This is a genomic window from Terriglobus sp. TAA 43, from assembly GCF_000800015.1.
Lineage (GTDB): Bacteria > Acidobacteriota > Terriglobia > Terriglobales > Acidobacteriaceae > Terriglobus.
Window position 1 is genome coordinate 1,088,996 of sequence record NZ_JUGR01000001.1, and the last position, 19,855, is coordinate 1,108,850.

Consider the following 19,855-nt stretch of genomic DNA (forward strand, 5'->3'; position numbering starts at 1 on the left):
TCTCACAAGCCGACGTGTCGTTCTATTTCTGACCGACGTGTTCCGCCAGAAACTCACGCATCGACTCTGAGATCTCCTGCAAATGAGTCTCAAGAGCAAAGTGTCCTGTTGGAAGGAGCGTCACCTTAGCGTTCGGAATATCTTTTTTGAACGCTTCTGCTCCAGCAGGGATAAAGTATGGGTCGAACTTTCCCCACACCGCGAGCAGCGGAGGTTTCGCAGTGCGAAAGTACTCCTGAAACTTGGGGTACAGTTTCACGTTGTTGGCGTAATCGAGGAAGAGATCGAGTTGAATATCTACGTTCCCCGGACGCGCCAGCAACGCAGCATCCAACGTGTAACTTTCCGGCTTGATCAGGCTTGGGTCCGGTATTCCAACGGAATATTCGTGGCGCATTCCTTCGAAGTTCAGACCGGCGCGGATTGCGTTCCGATTCTCCATTGTGGGTTCGCGCCAGTAGCGCTGAAGGGGCTGCCACGCATCGCCGAGGCCTTCTTCGTATGCATTGCCATTCTGAGAAACGATGGCCGTCACTCGCTCAGGAGCCATCAACGCCAGTCGGAAGCCAGTGGGCGCTCCGTAGTCAAAGACGTACATCGCGTAGTGGGAAAGCTTCAGCGCCTCAGTGAACGCGAAGATCGTCTTTGCCAGCGCCTCGAAGGTGTACTTATAACCGCGACTCGCAGGAACCTCAGTAAAGCCGAAACCCGGCAGGTCTGGAGCGATCACATGGTAGCGGTCAGCAAGGCGCGGGATCAGTTCCCGATATTGAAACGATGACGTGGGAAATCCATGGAGCAGGAGAACGACCGGAGCGTTGGAGGGGCCTGCTTCGCGATAAAACACATTCACGCCATCGACTTCAACGCGATGGTGAGAGGTGAGCGGAATATTTGGAAGGTCAGTCATAGAGTTTTCCTTCGGAACGTTGGCTTGCTGATTGAAATTGAACAAAGAAATCTCGCGACGAAACGCATCAACACCGAAAACAGCAGATGCCACGAAGCTGCGGCGATCAAAGTTCAAGGGGCCACCTACTTTTGCTGCCTATCGTTGAGGGACTGCGAACGCGACTAAGTTCGTTGCAGCCGCTCATACAATACGCCTTACCAACTACCAGGGATATGAACCGTCCTTGTGAAAGAAACCGCCCGTGGGGCTGTCGTCAGGCTGTTGAGCAAATCGCACAATTGCCTCTGCGCCTTCTTCGATGGTCTGCGTGCCACTGTTACCGTTCAGGTCCGTAGCGGTGTAGCCGGGACAAATAGAGTTCACCTTGATCTTCGTATCGCGTAGCTCCCAGGCAAGGTCAACAGTGAACATATTCAGCGCTGCTTTTGATGCGTTGTAGCCAAGCGGCTTTACGGGATAGAACGGCGAAGTCGCATCGCTGTTAAGTCCAAGTGAACCCAGGCCGCTGGACACATTGATGATGCGTGCGCTTTCCGCGCCGCGCAGTAGCGGCAACAGCGGCTGTGTGAACTCCACAGTGCCGAAGAAATTAATCTGAAAGGTGCGCTTCAGTGCTTCGCTGGTGACCATGCTTGCAGGGCTGTCACCACCCGTCAGATCGAAGATACCCGCGTTGTTGACCAGCACGTCCAGATGGCCGAATTCCTTCGCGATCTGAGTGGCCAATGCTTTGCCAGTCTCTGCCGCACGATCCAGGTCTGCCACCACATAACGAACATCGGAGCCTTCACTGCGAAGCTTCGCAACAGCTTCTTCGCCACGCTTTGCATCACGAGCGCCCAGCAGAACAGTGAACCCAGCGCGGCCCAGCTGCCGGGCCACTTCAAACCCAATACCTTTGTTAGCGCCTGTGATCAGAACAACCTTCGCCATGCCAGTCTCCTTGTGCTTCATGAGCAGGAGTTAGACGCGATGGAAGAAGCCGGGATTCGTCTTTGTTCGAATGCCGGCGACGCAGGACCTAAAGTGGCTTACCGATCTCCCACCGATGGCCGAACGGATCAATGATTGAGCCATCACGCCATCCGTAGTCATGATCCTGCATGGGCGAACGGACTACCGCTCCGGCAGCCACAGCCTGTTGGAACACCGCATCTGGATCGTCAACGATAAGCATCAACCGTACCGCTGTCCCACCGAGCAATGCAGGCGATGGATTGCCGATCGCTTCATCTGCGGGATGCACCCAGAACTCAATGCCGTGTACCAGGAGCTGCGCCACCATGTCATCGGCAGGAGGCGTGGCCCAACCAGTTTCAGCGTCGAATGCTTTCCCATAAAAAGCAATGGCGTCCCGGACATCTCCGGGGATGTGCAACATGGCTGAGAAACGAGCGCTCATAATGCGTCTAAGGCTACTCCCACCACGGCATCGCGCGTAACCGCAAATATTGGACGGCTTGACCTCGATGGGCGAGGCCTACGTGCAGCTTGCTATCGAAGCTGCAGTAGCCGCCCTGTCTGCTCCGTAACCTGCGCGAGCAACTCCGGCTCTTTCGCCATGGAACGCCCATAGCTCGGAATCAGTGATTGCAACGCCGCGGGCGTGCGAGCTTCCTGCGACACAACAGACGTACCACGCGTAATCAGCTCCAGCATGATGGAAACCGCTGTGGATGCGCCCGGGGAAGCACCCAGAAGCGCCGCAAGCGATCCATCCGCGCTGCGAATCACCTCAGTGCCAAACTCCAGCCGCCCACCAGCCTTGGCATCCGGCTTGATGATCTGCACGCGCTGCCCTGCGATCTCAAGTACCCAGTCTTCACCACGCGCAGTAGGAACAAATTCACGCAACGCATTCACGCGATCTTCCTGCGACTGCATCACCTGGCCAATCAGATACTTCGTCAGATCCAGGTTGTGCGCGCCCGCGCCCAGCATGGAAACCAGATTGCCTGTACCAACCGACAGCGGCAAATCGAGGAACGAACCAAACTTCAGAAACTTTGTAGTGAATCCAGCGAAGGGTCCGAACAAGAGTTCCTTCTTGCCGTCAATCACGCGCGTATCCAGGTGAGGCACGCTCATTGGAGGCGCGCCCAGCGCCGGCTTGCCGTACACCTTCGCCGCATGACGCTCGATCACATCCCGATTCGTACAACGAAGCCACTGTCCGCTAACCGGGAACCCGCCATAGCCGCGCCCTTCAGGAATTCCTGACTTCTGTAACAGAGGCAGCGCTCCGCCACCTGCGCCGAGAAAAACAAAGCGCGATGTGATGCGGCTGTGCTTTCCGGTAGCAAGGTCTTCCACCTCGACATACCAGCGCGTATCCGGCAACTGTGTCAGTTCCGTCACACGATGCCGCATAACGACCTGGCTTCCCTGCTTCTCCAGCGAGCTAAACAACATGCGTGTCAATGCACCGAAGTTGAGATCGGTACCAAATTCCGCACGTGTCGCTGCCACAGGCTCACCCGGCGACCGCTGTTCCATCATCAGGGGAATCCACTGCTTCAGCACCGCAGGATCGTCCGAGAACTGCATGCCTTGAAACAGTGAACATTGCTGCATCGCGTTGTAGCGCTTACGCAGAAACTCAACCGATTCCGCGCCGGAGACAAAGCTCATGTGTGGCACGGGATTAATGAACTGCTTCGGATCTGAGATTAGGCCACGCTCTACCAGCGCAGCCCAGAACTGCCGCGAATGCTGAAACTGCTCATTGATCTTGATCGCGCGATCAATCGCAATCGAACCATCTTCGCGCTCGGGCGTGTAGTTCAGCTCGCACAATGCCGCATGGCCTGTGCCCGCGTTATTCCACGCGTCAGAACTCTCCACGGCAGCGTGGTCCTGCGATTCCAACACGGTCAATTGCAAAGAAGGAACCAGCGTCTTGAGCAGGGTGCCCAGCGTGGCAGACATAATTCCGGCGCCCACCAGCAATACATCAGTCTCAGCGGGCAGTAGTGCAGTCTCAGACATGAAAAAAGCCTATCAGCGTGAAAACACGAGCGGCAATGCGATCACCGGACAGATCGTTCGGTGATCGCACAGCCGCTCTCGAAAGCATTATTCCGCGGGATTAGCCCGCTGCATGACGCTCAGCACATCCGTGTACTTATTGCCGGTACCGGTGTTGAAGATCACCACGCGGTCGGTCTTCTTCAGGAAGCCGTTCTCGATCAGTCGGTCGTATGCTGCGGTAGCCGCAGCGCCTTCCGGCGAGAGCAGAATGCCTTCGTTCCGGCCCCAATCTTGAATCGACGCATAGATTTCGTTATCCGTCTGCGAAATCACTGTGCCGCCGCTCTCACGCACCACATCCAGAATGATGTAGTCCCCATACGGCTTTGGCACGCGCAGACCGCTGGCCAGCGTATGCGCATTCTGGAACATCTCGCTGACGTCCTTACCTTCGCGATACGCCTTCGTTACCGGCTCACATCCCGCAGCCTGGCACGCGATCATCTTTGGACGTTTGCCAGACACCCAGCCCAGCTCTTCCATCTCAAGGAATGCCTTCCACATGCCAATCAGGCCAACGCCGCCGCCAGTGGGGTAGAACACCGCATCGGGGTACTCCCAACCCAGCTGTTCGACAAGCTCGTAGCCCATGGTCTTCTTCCCTTCCACGCGAAACGGCTCCTTTAGCGTGGAAACGTCGAACCATCCCTCTTCTTCTTTGCGGGCAGCAACAATCTTTGCGCAATCGCTGATCAGACCATCCACCAGCGTCATGTTCGCGCCGTAAGCAATGCACTCCACCTGATTTGCCAGAGGCACATCCTGCGGCATGAACACATGCGCCTCAATGCCTGCAGCAGCCGCATACGCGGCACACGCGCCGCCTGCATTTCCCGCGCTGGGCACGGCCACCTTCGGCACGCCATAGTGCTTCATCATGGTCATGCAGAGGCTCATGCCACGCGCCTTGAAAGTACCCGTGGGGTTCGCGCCTTCTTCTTTCAACAGCACATTCGGATTGCGCCGCGACGCCATCATTGGCGTCCATCCCTCGGCCAGCGTCACAGGCAAAGCATCCGGCAGTACCGGCGCATAACGCCACATGCTGTCAGTCTGTGGCAGGCTGTCGCGAACGGCGGTTCCCTTCAACTCGGAAAGGTCATAACGCACATAGTACGTACCGGCACACACAGGGCAAACCGTCCGCGGCATATCCGCACTTTCGCGATGCTGACATCGCGAGCATTCCAGAAAAGCAATCTTTGGCATACCACTTCAGGATAGTGGATTCACACCTGTTTGCGGCGGAAGCAATGCGCCACGTGATCATTCACAATGCCCACGGCCTGCATCCACGCATACGTAATCGACGGTCCAACGAACTTGAACCCGCGCCGTTTCAGCTCCTTAGAGATCGTGCGTGAGAGTTCAGTCTCAGCGACGACCGTTCCATCACCGCGCAGTACTTTCCCCTTGGTAAAACTCCAACAGAAATCGGCAAAATCCTCGCCCTTTTTCTGCATATCCAGGTAAATCTGCGCACCTTTGATGGTTGCTTCAATCTTTGCGCGTGAACGCACAATGCCTGGATTCGCGAGCAGAATCTCAATCTCCCGCTCGCCGAACTTTGCCACCTTCTTGGGATCGAAGTCGAGGAAGGCTTCGCGAAAGTTCTCGCGCTTGCGCAGGATAATGGTCCACGACAACCCTGCCTGAAAGCCTTCCAGCATCAGACATTCCCAGAGCATTCGGCCATCGTGTACCGGGACACCCCACTCTTCATCGTGGTACACCGTCTCCAACGGATCGCGTTCACTCCACTTGCAGCGCTGCTTCGTCATGCCGCCTCTTTCTTCGGTTGTAGAATGCCCAGCTCCTCATATCTTGCGCGCATACCCAGCCGCATGGCAGCTGTCTGTGACCAGAACCACGCGCCCGCCAGCAGCACGCATACACCGCTGAACAACAGCGTATGCGGGGCACCTATTCGATGCGCAAGTGCGCCTGCAAGCAGGCTTCCAAAAGGCGTCATGCCGATGAAGGCCATCGTATAGAAACTCATTACACGGCCACGCTTATTTTCGGGCGAAAGCGTCTGGATGATCGTATTGCTACCGCCCATCCCGGTCATAATGCCAAAGCCCATCGCCATCATGGCCAGCAGTGACAAAGCAACCCAGTGCGAAATGCCAAACACGATGAGTGCCGCGCCAAACAGTGCTCCACCACATTGCACGTAACGTAGCAATCCAACCGCGTTCTTCCGCGATGCCAACAAAACTGCAGCCACCAAAGCACCAACAGCATTCGCCGTGGCTAACAGTCCCAGCATGCGCGGGCCACCATGCAACACCTGCACTGCAAACAACGGCAACAATGCCATCTGCGACATGCCCATCAAACTTGTAATAGCAAACAACAGCAGGATGTTTCGTACAGGGATGAAGCGACTCACATAGCCCCATCCTTCACGCATCTGCTCCGCCATAGCCGGACGATGATGATCTCCCGGCACATCCGGCTTGATTCGCATCAGCAACAACGAAGCAATCACCGCAAGATACGAAACACCATCAATGCTGAAGCACCAACCTTCGCCCAGATGCGCAATCACAATCGCAGCTACGGAAGGCCCCACCAACCGCGCCACATTCACCATGGACGAATTCAACGCAATCGCATTGCTCAGGTCTTCCTTGTCCGGCACCATCTTGGTCACAAACGATTGCCGCGCCGGCATATCGAATGCATCGATTAATCCCTGAAACGCAGCCAGCGCAAGGATCTCCTGAATGGTGATGACCTTCGTCAGCGTCAAAGCCGCAAGCGCAAGCGACTGTACAGCGGCCGCAACCTGCGTTATCACCAGCAGCTCGCGGCGATCCATGCGGTCTACCCACACCCCCGCGAACGGCGCCAAAACAAACGTAAGAATCTGCCCGGCAAAGCCGACCATGCCCAGCAGGAATGCCGAATGCGTCAACCGGTACGTGAGCCACGACAGCGCCAGCCGGGTCATCCACGTGCCCATCAACGACACGCACTGCCCGGACAGGTAAAGCCTGTAGTTGCGATGCCGCAGCGCACGCATGGTGTGCGCAAATCGGCTCGTCGGCGGTTGCGGTAATGCTTGTTCTGTCAACGAATCATCCCAGCAAGGAAAGCGAGCGCTCCAGATCTGCAATCAGATCCACGGGCTCTTCCAGTCCGATGTTCAGACGCACAATCCTTCCATGATGATTCGCGTCGATGCGCGTCAGAGTGGGATAGGCCATGACAAGGCTAGTCACACCTCCCCAGCTCCAACCAATCTTGAAGAGGCTCAAACGATCGACAAACGCATTCACCTGCTCTGGCGAATAGCGCGGCGAAAACAGCATGGAAAACACGCTTGCCGATCCCGTAAAGTCACGCTTCCAGATTTCATGTCCTGGGCACGAAGGCAGCGCAGGATGCAGCACTACATCAACCTCACTGCGCTCCGAAAGCCACTTTGCAATCTCCAGCGTGGAGCGCTCCATCTTCTCCAGCCGTACTGCGAGCGTCTGCAGACCACGCAGCGCCAACGAGCATTCATCGGGCGAAACACTCAGCCCCAGCATCCGTCGCGTGGTTCCGACACGCTCATAGCCATCTTCCGTTGTCACTGAAACCGAACCAAGCAACAGGTCGCTATGACCGCCTACATACTTCGTAAGCGCCTGCACACTCACATCCACGCCATGCGCAAACGCGTCAAACAAAACACCCGCGGCATAGGTGTTATCAATCGCCACCACAACGCCACGTGCATGTGCTGCGGCAACAATCGCGGGCACATCCTGCACCTCCATCGTGATGGAGCCGGGACTCTCGCACCAGATCAACGTCGTGTTGTCGCGGATCAACGATGCAATGCCGCCACCAATCGTGGCGTCATAAAGCTCCGCCTCCACACCATAGCGGCTAAGAAGATTCTTCGCTGCTTCCACATTTGGCCCGTAAGCCTGCACCGGAATCAGTACATGATCGCCTGTCTTCGTGAAGGCCAGGTCGACCAGCGCAATCGCCGACTGCCCGCTGGGAACCAGAAATGTATGCCGCGCACCTTCCATTGCAGCAATGCGCCCAGCCAGTTCCATCGCAGTGGGCGTGCCATAAATGCCGTAGGAATAACCAATCTCGCTCTGCCGCCAACCATCGCGTATGCCTTCCATCGAAGGAAAGACAACGGTCGATCCGCGATGCGTCGCGGAGGCAAGTGATTCAAAGTTCTCAGGAAGCTCGGGCTTCGCGTGCAGCAAACGGGTACGCCAATCCATACATCAAGCCTATCGAATACGTGGCCACCGCGCAGAAAAGCGAATTACACAGCAAGAAACGGAGTGTGGCGATGATGTCCTGCCGAGCATGATCACAACATGCACATCGCCGTGGAACCATCGATTCTTTACATTGGAACGCCCGTAGTCCTCGTCAGCACGCGCAATGCAGACGGTTCAAGTAACCTTGCGCCCATGTCCTCCGCGTGGTGGCTGGGGTGGAACTGCATGCTGGGCCTTGGCGCCAAAGGACACACCGCCCAGAACCTTCTACGTGAGAGGGAATGCGTTCTGAACCTACCGTCCGACGCGATGGTGCACCATGTGGACCGGCTGGCCAAGCTGACCGGCTCCGATCCAGTTCCGCCACATAAACAGTCCATGGGCTATCGGCACCACAAGGACAAATTCGGCATCAGCGGCCTCACAGAACAGTCTTCCGAAAGCGTCATGGCTGTTCGAGTAGCAGAGTGCCCTCTTCAGATGGAAGCCGTTCTGGAGCAGGTTCACGACTTCGGCCATCGTCCAGACAAAGCTCCCGGCGCGCTGGCATTCGAGGTCCGCATCGTCCGAATGCACGCCGCCCCGTCGCTGCTGGTTCCCGGCCGAGACAACCACATAGATCCGGATCGCTGGCGACCGCTCATGATGAGTTTCTGCCGGTTTTACGGCCTCTCGGGCGAACTTTCAAACTCCACGCTGGCCAGCATTCCAGAAGAAGCGTACCGGCCAGTCCCACACATGAAACGATAGAAAGGAAGGCGCACATGAATCGGAAAGTAGCCAATACGAAAGCAGCCCCGCCGGAAGTGCAAGCCGTCCTGAGCGACACCCGCTGGGATGCGATTGTCCGTCGCGATCGTCAGGCCGACGGCACATTTTTCTATTCCGTCCGCAGCACGGGAGTCTTCTGCCGTCCGGGGTGCTCTTCCCGCACGCCGCGACCTGAAAACGTGCGTTTCCACGCAAACGCGCAGGATGCCATACGCGCCGGGTTCCGCCCATGCCAACGTTGTAAGCCAGACCAGAATGCCAATCCATCCACGGAAGCCATCGCGAGCATATGCCGTGCAATCGAGAGTGCCATCGCAGCAGGAGATTCGATACCGCAACTCGAAGCACTGGCGCGGCAGGCAGGCCTCAGCCAGTTCCATTTGCACCGCCAGTTCCGTGCAGCCACTGGACTCACACCGCGGCAATACGCCAACGCCTGCCGCTCAAAGCAAATGCTGAAACACCTGAAAGGGAGTGCCACCGTGACCGAATCCATCTACGAAACAGGTTTCAGCTCTTCAAGCCGCTTCTATCAGGCAGCCGCAAACACACTGGGAATGACACCCACGCAGTTCCGTAAAGGCGGCCAGGACACGGACATCACTTACGCCGTCGGTCCATCCACACTGGGAATGATTCTGGTGGCACGCAGCCCGCGCGGTATCTGCGCGATCCTTATGGGCGACGACGCAGAAACGTTGATCGACGATCTGAAACAACGCTTCCCTCAAGCATCGCTAGTGCCGGGTGATGCTGTCTTTTCCGAAACACTGGAGAAGATCGTCGCACTCACCGAACAACCGCGCAGCAATCGCATCGATCTACCTCTGGACATCTGTGGCACAGCCTTCCAGCAACGTGTCTGGCAAGCGCTGCAGGCCATCCCAGCAGGTGAAACAGCGAGCTATGCGGAGATTGCACAACGCATCGGCAATCCACGCTCAGTTCGCGCCGTCGCGCAGGCATGCGCCTCAAACGCACTCGCCGTCGCAATCCCCTGCCACCGTGTCGTGAAGAGCGATGGCGCACTCTCGGGATATCGTTGGGGTGTAGAACGCAAAAAAGAGCTGCTCAGACGTGAGCAGCTCAGTCACTAACAAAGCTGAAGCGCTTACACGCTGATAACGAACGTATCTTCGGTGCGCGTCACCCGGTTATACAGCGTGTCGCGTTCCACGGGCTCGCGGCCTGCTTCGCGGATGAGTCGCTCAAGGTCCGCACGGCGCATACCCTGAGGCGTGGTCGCGCCAGCCTCGTGATAGATACGCTCTTCCACAACGGTGCCGTCGATATCGTCCGCGCCAAAGCGCAGCGAAATCTGAGCCATCTTCGGCGTTACCATCTGCCAGTAGCTCTTGATGTGCGCGAAGTTATCCAGCAGCAAACGACCCACGGCAATCTGACGCATATCGTCAAAGCCGGTGGTCTTCGGCAGGTGTCCTAGCACTGTATTTTCCGGGTGAAATGCCAGCGGGATAAATGTCTGGAATCCGCCTGTACGATCCTGTACTGCACGCAGCTTCAGGATGTGATCCACGCGGTCTTCTTCGTTTTCTACGTGGCCGTACAGCATTGTGGCATTCGAGCGCAGACCGGCGTTGTGCACCATCTCGGCCGTCTCCAACCACTCGCTGCCATCAATCTTGTGATCGCAGATGATGTGACGCACGCGGTCCGCAAAAATCTCCGCGCCGCCACCAGGACACGAATCCACGCCCGCTTCCTTCATCTTTACCAGCGTGTCTGGAATGGACAGTTTTGCACGCTTCGCCAGAAACGCGACTTCCACCATGGTGAACGCCTTGATGTGAACCTTCGGGAAGCGTTCCTTCAGTCCCTTCACCAGGTCAAGGAAGTATTCAAACGGTAGGTCCGGATGCAGACCACCTACGATATGAAATTCGGTGATCGCTTCGCTGTAGCCCTTGCCTGCGCTCTCCCATGCCTCTTCCAGAGCCATGGTGTATGTGCCGGCCTCGCCCTTCTTGCGCGCAAAGGCGCATAGGCGGCATGTGGCCACGCAGACGTTCGTCGGATTGATATGGCGATTCACATTGAAGTACGTCAGATCGCCATGCATGCGCTCGCGCACCAGGTTCGCAAGCCAGCCCACGGCCAGAATGTCGGGCGACCGATACAGAGCCAGCCCGTCGTCCGCAGTCAACCGCTCCTGCGCCAGCACCTTTTCGGCAATGGGACGCAGCGTAGCATCATCGGTCTGAAACTCGTGGCGGGGGCGGCCAGTGGGCGATTCGGTCATAACTCTAGTGTATTCCTCGGGCCCGGTGTCGTACCAGGAAGTCATATCCGGCACATTTCGTCACAAAATATGTCGGGCGGACTTGCCTTTCTGTTCCGGATACCTCGCTCGGACCATACGGAGGAAATCCTCCAACCGCTGACCGCGTTTCTGAGCGAATACGCGTTCCGTGACGATTTCGCCATGAATGCGGTCCATGCGAAAGGTACGAAAATCATTGCGCAGTTCGCACCATGCAGCCAGTGTCCAGAAACCACTCCAGAATGCGAGCGCAAGAGGGCGTACCGAACGGTGCTCTGCCTGCGAAAGCTCTTCGCCCAGCCGCGTGTACCAGAACTCAACGACGGTCTTTCCTCGGCATGCTCGATGCAACAAATCCAGTAAGCGGCGATGCTCTTTGCTCATCGCAAACGGCGACGCATACAGTGCGATGGAATCGAGATGCTCGCTCAGTTCTGGCGGCAACACTGCCTCGATGCGCGCCAGTGCATTCTTTGCGGCAACGAACGACTCTTCCCCGCCCCACGCCTGCACCAGGCGAGCGCCCACCACCAGCGCCGTCAACTCATCTGCAGTAAACATAAGGGGTGGCAGATCAAACTCACGCCGCAACGTATATCCGACGCCCGCTTCGCCTTCAATCGGCTGGCCTGCAAGCTGGAGGTCACGAACATCGCGATAGATCGTGCGCTCCGATACCTGAAGCCGCTCTGCAAGAGCATGAGCAGTCTTCAGGCGACCGGCACGCAGCAGTTGCACGATGCGAAAAAGACGGTCGGCTCGCCTCATCGCACGCTGCCTTTCATCGCGTTAGAAATGAGTGCTGTGCAGACCAACGTGATTCCCTTCTGAATCGATCAGGCACGCAAAGAAGCCAAAGCCACCCGGAATTTCGGTGCGAGGAACTGTGATCTTCGCCCCCAATCCTTCTGCACGCTTCACACTGACGTCGAGCTTCCCGTCCGCATTCAGAAACACAGTTGTACCATCAGCAGTTGGCTTGCTGACTTCGCGATACACCAGGCATCCGCTAACACCCTCTTCGCCGCGCGGGAACACCATGCTGGATTCGCCATACGGAATCAATTGAACATTGAGCACGGTTTCATAAAACTTCTTGGCGCGGTCCAGATCGGCCGTAGGAATTTCGAACCAGGTAATTGCATTGTTTGCAAACTTGCTCATGACATTCTTCTCCTTGGGTCAGAACCGTGTGTTCGCTGACCACGAGTCCCAAGGTAAGAAAATGCTCCTGCCACCATTGTGTCAGGAGCATGTCAGCAGAGGAAGATTTTCTCCTCTGCAAAACAAAACGAGGGAGGACAAATGTCCTCCCCGTTTTCTTCTGGTTATGTTGTTCCGTTTAACGCCGCTGTGCTTCTAGTGGCTTCTCAGGCGAGTCGACCATGCGCGGTGCCAGCACAATGCCGTCGAACGGGGTAATTCCAATCAGGTGATCGCCCACAGCGCGAGTCGTACGCAGTGGCCAACCTGCATCCTGGAACGTCACCTTCATGTTCTTAGTGTTGACACTGAAAACCAGTGTGCTGGGACGATTCGCCGTCACAAGAACACGCTTCCCCTCACTGTCATAGTGGATGCCCGAAACATTCGGAACATACAAACCTTGCTGCGTATGCCACGAACTGCCATCGTTCTCGGACAGCCAGACACCCTCACGGCCCCCCACCCAGACCCGACCGCCGTCGTCTACGGCGACTGACGTCAGATACGTCAGTTCAGTCGGAGCCTGGATCACATGGAAGTTCGCACCGCTATCCGTGGAGATGGCAATCTTATGCAGGTCCGCCACCACCACACGTGTGCCTTCAGATTTCACAATGCGCCAGGGTTCTCCCGTAGCAGAGCGAATATGGTTCCAGGTCAGACCGTTATCCGTAGAGTTCAGCAAGCCCTCTTCCGTCGCAGCAAACACCGTATTACCGTTCGCAGCAAATGCAAACACGCCGGAGTCCGCTTCACGAGGCGGGGTGTTCCGTGTAGGTGCAATCTTCGGCGGGGTGCTGCGAGCACGCGCCGCAGCGGCCGTCTTACCGGTGCGCCCCTTCGAAGTTGTTACTGCCGCTTTCTTCGCTGCATCCGGATCGGGCAACGGAGCCAGCGCCAGAGTCAGTCCCGATGTCTTCCAGGCATTCCCGTCCCAACGCATGATGCCGTGCCGGGTTCCCGCCAGCATGGTGCCATCGGGAGCCTGAGTCAGAGAGAAGACATCCGAGCCATTCAGCCCAGCACTCTTCTGCACCCACGAAAGACCGCCATCCTGGCTTTCAAACACGCCGCCGGCCATCTTGTCGTTAATCACGCCAACGTAGACGTGAGCAGGATCCTTACGGTCCTGCGCGACGGCCGTGATCTGCCTCTGCGTGAAGCCGGTATTCGCCGGTGCAAAGGTTTGCCCACCATCATTGGAAATCAGCACACCCGTACGATCTGTAGCCAGCAACACGCGGTTGCTGTTCTGTGGATCGATGTTCACATCGTTGATGATCCAGCTCGGATCACCATAACGTGCGAAGGTGTGGCCAGCATCCGTGGTCCTCCACAGCCCTTCTGTCGTTCCAGCAAAGACAGTGTTAGGAGTCTTCGGGTCTTCCATCAACACACGCGTACGTCGCGCCGTAGAGGGGATGCCCTGCACCTTCGCGTACTTCATGCCCTGGTCGTTTGAGCGATAGATACCCGAACAGGCTGAGAGATACACATTCGAAGGATTGGTCGGGTCGACGATGATAGAAAACACGTCAGAGTCATCAATGATGCCCTCCTTCATGTTCTGCCACGTCGCTCCACCATCGGAGGTACGCCAAGGCAAATGCCACGTTCCCGCATACATCCGGTTCGGGTCTTTGGGATCGAATGCGACGGATTCCACTTCATGAAGTTCGCGGCTACCCGGCGGGCTGATCAGCTTCCAGTGGTCGCCACCATCTTCGCTTCGGTACACGCCTTCCTGCACAGTTCCAATCAGCATCAACTTTGGGTTCGAAGGCGCAACGGTCATGGAGCGGATGGATTTCCCCTTCATGTCGGCGTTTTCGGTCCAGGTCTTGCCAGCATCATTGCTGATGTACAGACCACCATCGGCGCTGCTGAGAACCCATCCTGCAGCGAGAACGCGATTGGCGTTTGTGGGATCGACGATCAGGTTGTCAAACACCAAGTCATCGCGCTTACCTACATCAGCGAGGAACTTCCAGGTATTGCCACCGTCATGCGTGTCGTAGACAGTGCCACTTACCGTTCCCAGGTAGATGTGGCTGTGGTCATGCGGATCCTGCGCAAACGCTCGCGCGTCTCCTCCGTAAGGGCCATAAGGCAGCCATTTGGACTGCGCCGTGGCAAGGGAGAGGAAGGAAGCGGACAAGGCGAGAGGCGCACAAAGGCGAAAAAAAGACTTCATGGTTTTCCTATTCGAATGAGCCTGGGTCAATTCTAGTTGCCTAACCAGTAAACAGATACCTTTGAGGTATCTGCCGCGACACTGTCATTTATTGCCAGGAGTGGAATGTTTGCGTGCGGTGAAAACGGAGCACTTTCATGGAAGCCATGAGGCCTTCTGGCCAATATTGAAGCTCTCCATGAAGCGACACCGATATGCGCGCGACCCTCAACTGGTGCTTCCAGGCAGTCTGAGATTTCCTGCAAACAAGCAGAAGGGCTGGCCTTTCGGCCAGCCCTTCTGGGTATTGGGTTGATGAACTACTTCTTGTGCTTACGGGCCGGAGCGGTGCGGGGCTGAACCTTTACCGTGCTCTCATCCACCGAGGTGCCCAGATCGGACGGCGTGGAAGCGCCAGCCGGGATCAGCTCAGAGGTTACCGTGTTTGCACCAGCCGTACCCGTGTAGACCGAGATACGGGATGCGTCAACACCCTTCTCGCCTACCAGGTAAGCCTTCGTGTTCACAGCGCGCTCAGCAGCCAGCTTGTCGGCGTTCTTCACCTTCTTGCTGGGTGCTGCGTTGCCGGTCAGAGCCAGCTTCGCTGACGAATCGCGCTGCAGGTTCAGAGCGATATCGTCCAGGCAGGCCTTTGCTTCGTTGTCCACGCGACCCGGACGACGTGTGTCCTTGTCGAACGTGATCGAGCAAAGTGCGCTGGCCTGCGGTGCCGGCGGCGGTGGCGGCGGTGCGATCACACTGACCGTCGTCGTGGCAGAGGCGTTGCGGCCCTTGTCATCGGAGACGTTGCAGGTAACAGTGATCGTGCCCGGAGCTGCGCCAGTGGTCGACAGGGTGGCAGTGGTGCCGCTACCCGAGACCGAACCGGTGGTCGAGCTATAGCTGTAGGTGTAGTTCACCGGCTTGCCGTAGGAGTCCGAAACCACCGAAGTGATCGTGGACGATCCACCAGGCTGAACCGACGACGGCGAAGCCGAGCAGGTCAGAGCCAGAGCAGGCAGCGGGTTGATGGTGAAAGGAGCCGCGCACTCTGCAAACCGACCAGCCTTCATGCTCTCGGTCACAGTGCCCTTGGCGTTGTAGCTGCCAGGATTCAGACCGGTCGTGTCGACGGTAGCCGTGTTGCTGGTGCCGGAGATCTTGCCACCGTCAGAGGTCCACGCATAGGTCGCGGTCTTCTTCGGGTTTACGTTTGCGGCGGTTCCAGTCACAGTGATCGGGTCACCCGCGTACACGCTCGAGGGGCTGGCAACGCAGGAGTACGTTACAGGCGGCGGCGGTACGATGTGGCCGAAGTGCAGCAGGATGCCGGACGAGAGCTGCGCGGAGCTGATGTTTGCGCGGCCACCAAAGTTGCCGTTGGCTGGGCCGTAATCCTCGTGGATGTAGGTGTAATCAGCTTGGAACAGACGGATACCGAATGCTCCATTGTGCCAGGGGAGGTTGTAGTCCATACCACCGCCAGCAACAAGGGCCGGGCCCCACTGATAGCCGTGAGCATAGAACGGGCTGGCATTCACATCGGAGTTCGGACCACCGAGACGAGCAGCGCCAGCCATCGCGTGACCGAAGAACGTCACCGACTCGGTCGGCAACCGGAAGATCGGACCAGCGGTCACCAAGGGCAGCAGAGCATCGTTCTTGCCACTGGGATGCCATGCCGTGGAGACTTCAACACCGGCGTACTTATTGAAGTAGTACGCAGCGCTACCAATCGCTCCCTTGTCGATCGACGAATACGAGATCCCCTGGGGCTTCAGCGATCCATGACCGCTCCAGTACGAATAGCCAAGAAACACATCAACGCGCGATGGGTTCAGGCCCTGCGGTGCCGGCGCGGCCGGGGTTGTTTGCGCACCCAGGCTTGCAGCGCCCAGGCTGACTGCGCTGGCGGCCAGAAGTGACCTGCCCAGTTTGCGAAACGGCTGAGAAAACATGCGACTTATCCTCCGCGGAATATCTAATGCCACTATTTGTGAGCTCATAACCAAGGCTCACTTGGTAACGAATGCGATTGAAGTGTATAGCAGCATCTCTTTTACTGAAAGAAATATCTGCACAATAACCGATTCACCCTATTCAACTGATGCTGGTTTACATCAGCCTTACGTTTAAAGCGTCTCCTGCCGAATCAAGTCAGTAAACCTTAGCCGGCAAATGGCGCAATCCTTGTATTCTCTATGCGATGTTCAAACTCTCTTTAATGCTGCCTCGCTCCCGCTGAATTTTTTCCTGCAGCAAAGTAATGGCATAGAGAAGCTGTTCAGGGCGCGGCGGGCATCCCGGCACATAAATGTCGACCGGAACGATCTGGTTCACTCCCTGAAGTAGTGCATAGTTGTTAAACACCCCGCCACTGGTAGCGCACGCGCCCATGCTAATGACCCACTTCGGCTCGGGCATCTGCTCATAGAGTCTGCGGATCACCGGTGCCATTTTCTGCGACACGCGGCCAGCCACTACCATCAAGTCGCTCTGACGTGGCGAAGGACGAAATACTTCGGCGCCGAAACGAGCGATGTCATAACGCGAACCGCCCATGCTCATCATCTCGATGGCACAGCAGGCCAGTCCGAAGGTCATGGGCCAGACCGAATTCTTTCGCACCCAGTTCACCGCAGCGTCCATGCTGGCCAGAACCACGCCTTCCGGCTGCTCCGGTCCCCAGTTCACCTCGCGCAGTTTTTCCTGATTCTTGCCCATCGAATCCAGTGAGCCGAAAAGATAACGGTCGGATGCCTGCGGTGCTGCAGGGCGTCCGCTACTGGAAGTCTCTTCCGGGGATGTCTTCATGTGCTTCATTCTATGTCACGAAGCTGGATGTGGATGCGCCAGCTTCGGTAAACCTGTCATAAATAACGACAGTTTTCGAGTCAACTGGACGTATTAACAGCACCTCTTCACTTATTTCCCCACCCTCCTTTGCTCCCTCTCCACCTTTACCCGGAAACGCATCCACAAGATTCGCCCTAATTTCGATGGAGGTGCGCTGGTGTCCACGGTGTGGGCCGTCTGTGAAAAATGCTGGGCCACGGTAGCCGCCATCAAGGCCTGATCTGCCGATCCGCCCGCAATCCGTGCATCCAGAATCTGCAGCGAGGCAGTGCATGACTCGGCCAACAGAGGAAACAGCGCCGCTCCTGCGGCGGGGCGATTAGGCTCTTTCAACGTTGCGTCGTAAGCCTTCGTTGCAATCGACATCTGCTGCGCCGAGGTAAAGAAGTGAAACTCTCGTGGATTCCACGCCACAGCATCCTGAGCTCGAAAACTGAAATCCGTCGAGATCAGCAAGGGGTTCGGTGAACGGTACGGCGGCGTAGCCAACTCCGCAAAATCATGCGACCCACGCGTTCCCGACGCAGGGAGGACACGAACAATCCACCCCGAGGCAATGTTCTCCAGCAGAAAGCTCTGCTGCGGCCCCAGAGCATGATGAAAGCTCTTCCCTGCCTGCACCTCGCCTTCAAACGTCATCGCCGGGCATCCCTTCTGCGCAACCGCCTGCATGCCCATTCCCAGCACTACGACGACACGCAAAACTGCGCCTCGGCCACATCCCAAATACAAAATCTGTCACCTCTCCGTAACTGTCCTGTACAGTAAACGAAACGAACCATCGCAAACGCACCGATTCATCATGGCTCTGCAAGGCCGCGATGAACAACCGCATCGCGCTACCCTGCGATGTGGCTGACCTCCTTACCTCATCCGTCAGGAATCTTGCCTCATGCGTGTACCAGGCCGAGCCCTCTGTCGACTCCTCTCCGTGGTTTTGTTCGTCGCCACCGCCTTCACCCTGCCTTCCATGGCCCAGACTGTGCCAGCCCCGGAACACGGCGTCTCCGCCGCGGCTCCTGCGGCCGACGCTCGCATCGCTGCACTGGAAAAGCAGAACGCTGACCTGGCCACGTCGGTCGCTGCAGCGCAATCCGCTGGCGACAACGGATGGATGCTTGTCAGTGCCGCTCTGGTACTCATGATGAGCGCTCCCGGTCTCGCGCTGTTCTACGGCGGTCTGGTCCGCCGCAAGAACATCCTTGGCACCATGATGCAGACCTTCGCCATGATGGGCGTCATCACCGTGCTGTGGGCTGTCTGCGGCTACTCGCTGGCCTTCGGTGAGAACACAGGCGTCCTTGGCAGCTTCATCGGCTCCTTTCATAACGCCTTCCTGCATGGCGTTGGGCTCATCCCAGACGGCACGTATGTGACGACGATCCCGCTGCAGACCTTCATGGTCTACCAGCTCATGTTCGCCATCATCACTCCTGCTCTCATCACGGGATCGATTGCAGAGCGTGTCAAATTCTCTGGCATCCTCGCGTTTCTGGTGCTATGGGCCATCTTCGTCTACAGCCCCATGGCACACATGGTCTGGGGCAAGGGCGGCCTGCTGAACGCAGCTCTTGGTGGTAAGTTCCCCTGCCTGGACTTCGCAGGTGGCACCGTCGTTCACGTCACCAGCGGCGTCTCCGCACTGGTGTTCTGCCTCTATCTCGGCAAGCGTCGCGGCTTCCCCAAGGAGCCCATGCCACCACACTCGCTGGTGCTTAGCTTCATCGGCGCTGCATTGCTCTGGGTAGGCTGGTTTGGTTTCAACGCCGGTTCCGCTCTGAACGCAAGCTCGCTGGCCACCTCTGCCTTTGTTGCAACGCACTTCGGTGCAGCCGCTGCAGCCTGCGGCTGGACCATCGCAGAATGGATCAAGCACGGCAAGCCTACCGCGCTCGGTGCGATCTCAGGAGCAGTGGCTGGCCTCGTCGGCATCACACCAGCCGCTGGTTTCGTTACGCCCCTTTCCGCACTCTGGATCGGCCTGCTTACCGGCATCTTCTGCTTCCTGATGGTCTTCATCGTAAAGAACAAGTTCGGCTACGACGATTCGCTAGACGCCTTCGGCGTTCACGGGGCGGGCGGTACTTTCGGTGCCCTCCTCACGGGCATCTTCGCCAACTCCGCCATCAATCCCATCCTGGGCAAGGGGCACGCCACGGGCCTTCTGGAAGGCAATGCGCATCAGCTGCTGAATCAGGCAGTCGGTGTTGGCCTCGCTTGGGTCATCTCCATTGTGGGTACGTTGGTGCTGCTCGTCATCGTGGATAAGACCATCGGCCTGCGCGTCTCCGCCGAGGATGAAGCGACCGGTCTGGACCTCTCCCAACACGGCGAAGAGGGCTACCACGCGGAGCCAGCCTACTAAGGGGAATCAGCATGGG

18 protein-coding genes are annotated in these 19,855 nt (G+C 57.3%); 3 read left to right on the top strand and 15 right to left on the bottom strand.

Annotated features, from left to right (window positions below; all coding sequences use genetic code 11):
- Positions 1-22: 22 nt before the first annotated feature.
- The 8 genes from M504_RS04600 to M504_RS04635 form a co-directional block, all read right to left on the bottom strand.
- Positions 23-910 carry an alpha/beta fold hydrolase gene (locus M504_RS04600; protein ID WP_047493469.1) on the bottom strand — a complete coding sequence of 296 codons (888 nt, stop codon included), beginning with the start codon at positions 908-910 and terminating at the stop codon, positions 23-25.
- Positions 911-1,114: 204 nt separating this feature from the next.
- Positions 1,115-1,846, bottom strand: a complete 732-nt coding sequence (locus M504_RS04605; protein ID WP_047488517.1) for an SDR family oxidoreductase — start codon at positions 1,844-1,846, stop codon at positions 1,115-1,117.
- 88 nt (positions 1,847-1,934) lie between these two features.
- Positions 1,935-2,315 (bottom strand): VOC family protein, encoded by a 381-nt coding sequence (locus M504_RS04610; RefSeq protein WP_047488520.1) that lies wholly within the window; start codon positions 2,313-2,315, stop codon positions 1,935-1,937.
- A 92-nt stretch (positions 2,316-2,407) separates the two neighbouring features.
- A complete protein-coding gene (mqo, locus tag M504_RS04615; protein WP_047488523.1) occupies positions 2,408-3,901 on the bottom strand; it encodes a malate dehydrogenase (quinone) in 1,494 nt (497 codons plus the stop codon).
- An 87-nt stretch (positions 3,902-3,988) separates the two neighbouring features.
- Positions 3,989-5,152, bottom strand: a complete 1,164-nt coding sequence (locus tag M504_RS04620) for a threonine synthase (protein ID WP_047488525.1) — start codon at positions 5,150-5,152, stop codon at positions 3,989-3,991.
- A 20-nt stretch (positions 5,153-5,172) separates the two neighbouring features.
- Positions 5,173-5,724 (bottom strand): DNA-3-methyladenine glycosylase I, encoded by a 552-nt coding sequence (locus M504_RS04625; protein WP_047488527.1) that lies wholly within the window; start codon positions 5,722-5,724, stop codon positions 5,173-5,175.
- The gene (locus M504_RS04630) at positions 5,721-7,025 is read right to left on the bottom strand and encodes an MFS transporter (RefSeq protein WP_232296155.1); all 1,305 of its coding nucleotides are present in this window, start codon (positions 7,023-7,025) and stop codon (positions 5,721-5,723) included. The genes M504_RS04625 and M504_RS04630 overlap by 4 nt, the downstream gene beginning before the upstream one ends.
- 4 nt (positions 7,026-7,029) lie before the next feature.
- The gene (locus tag M504_RS04635) at positions 7,030-8,184 is read right to left on the bottom strand and encodes a cystathionine beta-lyase (protein ID WP_047488529.1); all 1,155 of its coding nucleotides are present in this window, start codon (positions 8,182-8,184) and stop codon (positions 7,030-7,032) included.
- 99 nt (positions 8,185-8,283) lie between these two features.
- Here M504_RS04635 and M504_RS04640 point away from each other — a divergent pair, with 99 nt between their 5' ends.
- Both M504_RS04640 and ada read left to right on the top strand, forming a co-directional pair.
- Positions 8,284-8,937 carry a flavin reductase family protein gene (locus tag M504_RS04640; protein WP_047488531.1) on the top strand — a complete coding sequence of 218 codons (654 nt, stop codon included), beginning with the start codon at positions 8,284-8,286 and terminating at the stop codon, positions 8,935-8,937.
- 14 nt (positions 8,938-8,951) lie between these two features.
- On the top strand, positions 8,952-10,055 hold the full coding sequence (ada, locus tag M504_RS04645) for a bifunctional DNA-binding transcriptional regulator/O6-methylguanine-DNA methyltransferase Ada (protein WP_052200404.1): 1,104 nt from the start codon (positions 8,952-8,954) through the stop codon (positions 10,053-10,055).
- A gap of 14 nt (positions 10,056-10,069) precedes the next feature.
- Here the strand turns inward: ada and mqnE are convergent, their stop codons facing one another.
- From mqnE to M504_RS04680, 7 genes are all read right to left on the bottom strand, one after another.
- Positions 10,070-11,218: an aminofutalosine synthase MqnE gene (gene mqnE / locus M504_RS04650; protein WP_047488535.1), complete on the bottom strand. Its 1,149-nt coding sequence runs from the start codon at positions 11,216-11,218 to the stop codon at positions 10,070-10,072.
- Between the two features lie 60 nt (positions 11,219-11,278).
- On the bottom strand, positions 11,279-12,007 hold the full coding sequence (locus M504_RS04655) for a YafY family protein (RefSeq protein ID WP_047488538.1): 729 nt from the start codon (positions 12,005-12,007) through the stop codon (positions 11,279-11,281).
- A gap of 21 nt (positions 12,008-12,028) precedes the next feature.
- Positions 12,029-12,403, bottom strand: a complete 375-nt coding sequence (locus tag M504_RS04660; RefSeq protein WP_047488541.1) for a VOC family protein — start codon at positions 12,401-12,403, stop codon at positions 12,029-12,031.
- Between the two features lie 178 nt (positions 12,404-12,581).
- Positions 12,582-14,639 (bottom strand): hypothetical protein, encoded by a 2,058-nt coding sequence (locus M504_RS04665; RefSeq protein ID WP_047488544.1) that lies wholly within the window; start codon positions 14,637-14,639, stop codon positions 12,582-12,584.
- 299 nt (positions 14,640-14,938) lie between these two features.
- Positions 14,939-16,576, bottom strand: coding sequence for an OmpA family protein (locus tag M504_RS04670; RefSeq protein WP_047488546.1), 1,638 nt, complete (start codon positions 16,574-16,576; stop codon positions 14,939-14,941).
- 241 nt (positions 16,577-16,817) lie between these two features.
- The gene (locus M504_RS04675; protein WP_232296300.1) at positions 16,818-17,342 is read right to left on the bottom strand and encodes an NADH-quinone oxidoreductase subunit B; all 525 of its coding nucleotides are present in this window, start codon (positions 17,340-17,342) and stop codon (positions 16,818-16,820) included.
- Positions 17,343-17,543: 201 nt separating this feature from the next.
- On the bottom strand, positions 17,544-18,176 hold the full coding sequence (locus tag M504_RS04680) for a hypothetical protein (protein WP_198137522.1): 633 nt from the start codon (positions 18,174-18,176) through the stop codon (positions 17,544-17,546).
- Between the two features lie 268 nt (positions 18,177-18,444).
- Between M504_RS04680 and M504_RS04685 the strand changes: the two genes are divergently transcribed.
- On the top strand, positions 18,445-19,839 hold the full coding sequence (locus tag M504_RS04685; RefSeq protein WP_047493480.1) for an ammonium transporter: 1,395 nt from the start codon (positions 18,445-18,447) through the stop codon (positions 19,837-19,839).
- The last annotated feature ends 16 nt before the right edge of the window (positions 19,840-19,855 follow it).